This window comes from Bradyrhizobium jicamae (assembly GCF_018130215.1).
Taxonomy (GTDB): domain Bacteria; phylum Pseudomonadota; class Alphaproteobacteria; order Rhizobiales; family Xanthobacteraceae; genus Bradyrhizobium; species Bradyrhizobium jicamae_A.
Genome location: NZ_JAFCKQ010000106.1, coordinates 1 through 3,384 on the forward strand (window position 1 = coordinate 1; position 3,384 = coordinate 3,384).

3 protein-coding genes are annotated in these 3,384 nt (G+C 58.7%); 2 read left to right on the forward strand and 1 reads right to left on the reverse strand.

Features of this window, described 5'->3' with window-relative positions:
- Window positions 1-151 precede the first annotated feature (151 nt).
- Window positions 152-856: a DUF4336 domain-containing protein gene (locus JQ586_RS40040; RefSeq protein ID WP_212400126.1), complete on the forward strand. Its 705-nt coding sequence runs from the start codon at window positions 152-154 to the stop codon at window positions 854-856.
- Between the two features lie 683 nt (window positions 857-1,539).
- Here JQ586_RS40040 and JQ586_RS40045 read toward each other — a convergent pair.
- Window positions 1,540-1,773, reverse strand: a complete 234-nt coding sequence (locus tag JQ586_RS40045) for a hypothetical protein (RefSeq protein ID WP_212400124.1) — start codon at window positions 1,771-1,773, stop codon at window positions 1,540-1,542.
- Window positions 1,774-2,190: 417 nt separating this feature from the next.
- Between JQ586_RS40045 and JQ586_RS40050 the strand changes: the two genes are divergently transcribed.
- A complete protein-coding gene (locus JQ586_RS40050; RefSeq protein WP_212400125.1) occupies window positions 2,191-3,057 on the forward strand; it encodes an N-acyl homoserine lactonase family protein in 867 nt (288 codons plus the stop codon).
- Window positions 3,058-3,384: the final 327 nt, after the last annotated feature.

Sequence of the window (3,384 nt, forward strand, 5' to 3'; positions counted from 1 at the left end):
AGACAGGACGCCCCGTCGCGCTATCGTCTTGGCTGTATCGCCAGCCCCAGCGCCCTACCGCGCGAGCGGTTTAGTCCATTGACCCAGAGCGGAACAGATCCAAGTGCCTCGGCGTTGACTGACAGTATGCTCGCAGGCGTCCAGAGTGCTGATGACTACCTTTATTTCAATCGCCGAGAACATTTGGATTCTCAATGGAAACAACGTCAATTTTCACGGGTTTGCTTATCCGACCCGCAGCGTGTTTGTCCGCTTGCAGAATGGTGGTCTTTGGGTCTGGTCGCCCGTAGAACTCAGCGATGGGCTCCGAAGCGAAGTCCAGACGATCGGCCGACCAGCGCACCTGGTCAGCCCCAACAAGCTCCATCATCTCTTTCTCGGCGAGTGGCATGCGGCCTTTCCTGACGCAAAGCTTTGGGGGCCTGCATCCACGATACGAAAGTACGGTGACCTGCCGTTTCAATCGCCGCTCGTGGATGAGCCTCCGGCCGCGTGGGCTGGGCAAATCGATCAGTGCTGGGTCCGCGGGTCCCTTGCGATGGACGAAATCGTATTTTTCCATCTGCTGTCGCGCACAGTGATTTTGGCGGACCTTTCTCAGAACTTCTCGCCAAAGTGGCTCAGTGAGAACTGGGCGCCTTGGCAGCGATCGGTCGCGCGCATTTCGAAGATCACCGAAGCGAAGAGTTTCGCTCCACTTGATTGGCGGCTGTCTTTCATCCACCATCGAAAGCTACGCGTAGCTAGGGAAAAGATTCTTGGCTGGGATCCTTGGAAGGTCATCATGGCCCACGGGGAATGGCAACCTCAGCATGGCGGAGAGTTTCTCGCTCGCGCTTTCGAATGGATCAGTTGAGGGCGTAGACATTCAATGCGAGAGTCTGCTTATGGCCCAAAGCCGACATGCCGTGGTCGCCCGGCGATGTCCGGTTTTAGGGGTAGAGCCGACATGGCGGATTTATGAGTACGGCCCTAGCTAGATCGTGTGCTCATGAAATGAAAGCGCGGGCGTCGGCTTTTGCATTTTGCCCCGTCGAGCCCCCGGTCGGCGCTACGGGAAACCAATTGAACCATTCGAGACGAGGTTTATGATCTGCCCATCGTCAGCGGAGGCTCTACTCGTAGACACCGGTGGCTGAGAGACCCATTGCGCTTCCGCTCGCACAAGATGGGAGCAGTTCATGCGTCGAACCGATCTATTGAAGGATATCCGTGATTTTCGCGTTCGGGCCGTCGAATTGCGAGAATGCAGAACACTCGCGGAAGACGCCCTGAAGCTATCCTACAGGATCCTCGAGCTTGAAGTACCGCACACGTTCCTGGGCCGCTCAAGTTTCGTCCCCCCCCCCCGGGAGGAGCGGCGATAACCCCATCTCAGCTGGCGCGAGATACTGATGGACGATGGCCTGCTAAAGCGCGCCGACCGCATCCTCACGGAAAGCCGTGCAACGAGAGCCGATGTCCGCGAATGTCGACTGAGGGCGCGGCTGGAGGTAGCCAGGATTAGAGTCGAAGTTCTGATCGCACGCGCCGAGCGCGTCAGGTCTCGTCGTCTTTGCTCGGAAATGGCCGATATGGCGGAAGTGGCAGTTCCGCAAGGTCCTGCGGGTAGATGATGAGCCAGCCGTTCGCCTCGAAGAGGGCTCTGAGTTCCCTTCGGCGGGCGGTGCAGCGGGTGCGGTCCTGCCATTCCTCGTTGGCATCGACCAGCCGTTTTGCCGCCAAGATGGCTGCCTCCGCACGCGCGAACAGTGTTTCCGCGTCCTCTGCCATGCCCTCACCGCCCTAACTCTGTAAGTATGTGATCGCGGTGCGCGATGTGTTGGGCTTGCATGTTGCGAAAGGTTTCCAGGACGGCGCGGGCCAATGATGAGTCCTGCCCGCGGTGATCAAGGTCTATGACGCGCGCTTCTTGATCGGATATTTGCTCCGCCCCGCGCGCAATGTGCCGCTCCGCAATCGCCAAATGGCGCAGTTGCATGGACCGATCCACTGCTGCCTCTCCGGACGCAGGCGGGAGCGCAATCGGTCTCTCAGCCACCGACGCCCACGGGCAATGCCTCGGCCGGTGATGGGGTACAACGTACCAGGCCCGGATTGGTTCACGCGGCTCGTGGCCGGGAGCTTCTGGCACAACCGTTTTTATTCCATCGGTACGCAATAATTTTCTGATGGCCAGATCATTGCCCGGTGCCGCATCGGCGGCATAACTTGCGGGGAAAACACAGGGAGCTAAGAAACATAATGAACCGAATTTTGACTGGGTTCGCGCTGGGCGTCGGCCTGTTTGCCGGTCTCGCGACATCACAAGCGGCAGAGGTAACGTTGGCCCGCCTCGATTGCGGCACACCACAGGCACCAACTGTCGTCAATGAGCGCTTCTCGGATACTTATGCCTTCCCGGGCCTGAAGGTGCAGTTCGTTTTCAGCTGCTATGTCATCAAGCACGGCGACGATTATATGTTGTGGGATACCGGTCATTCCATGACAGCGCCCAACGTTGCGCCAAAGGTCAGCGTGGTCGACCAGCTGGACAAGATCGACGTCAAGCCCGATCAGATCAAATATGTCGGCATCAGCCACTACCATGCCGACCATACGGGCCAGGTCGATTCCTTTCCGAAAGCAACCCTGCTGATCGGCGCCAGGGAATGGGACGCGATCACGAGCCCCAAACCCGCGCAAGGCGTGAACTTCAAGCCGTTCGAGGGTTGGATCAGGGGAGAGAACAAGGTCGAGCCGCAAGCCATCGACAAGGATGTGTTCGGCGACGGTTCGGTGATCATGTTGCGGACGCCAGGGCACACGCCGGGCCATTCCAGCCTGCTGGTAAAGCTCGCGCAGATGGGCCCTGTCATCATCACCGGCGATGCGGTCCACTTCCGCGAAAACTACGACACGGTCGGCGTGCCCAGCTTCAACTTCGATCGCGCGCAGACGGTCGCGTCGATCGAGCGGCTGAGAAAAATTGCCGCGAATTTGAAGGCGACCGTCATCATTCAGCATGACGGGCGCGACGTGGAAAAATTGCCGGTGTTTCCGGAGTTCGCGAAGTAGTGATTGCTCTCGAGGCTTCGCCGGGCGGATAGCGGCTTCTATCGCACGCACGGCGGGGCCAAGCACTGATTTGCCCGACGGCGCAAGCCCCTCGTGTAAAAATATTTCGGTTTATCGTAACAGCAAATCAGTGTATAGATCGAGACATCTCACCCGCTCGAGGGGCGCTTCGCGATCGTCACGAACGTTGTGGTGGGATGCGGTGGACGTTGCATGCGTGACTGACGAGAGCGCATGTAGCGGACGGCGAAATCGTGCAGGCCTGACGCCCTAGTGGCAGGTGTCTCCCGCGAGATGCGAAAGCATCTTCGCGAGACGGTGACAAAA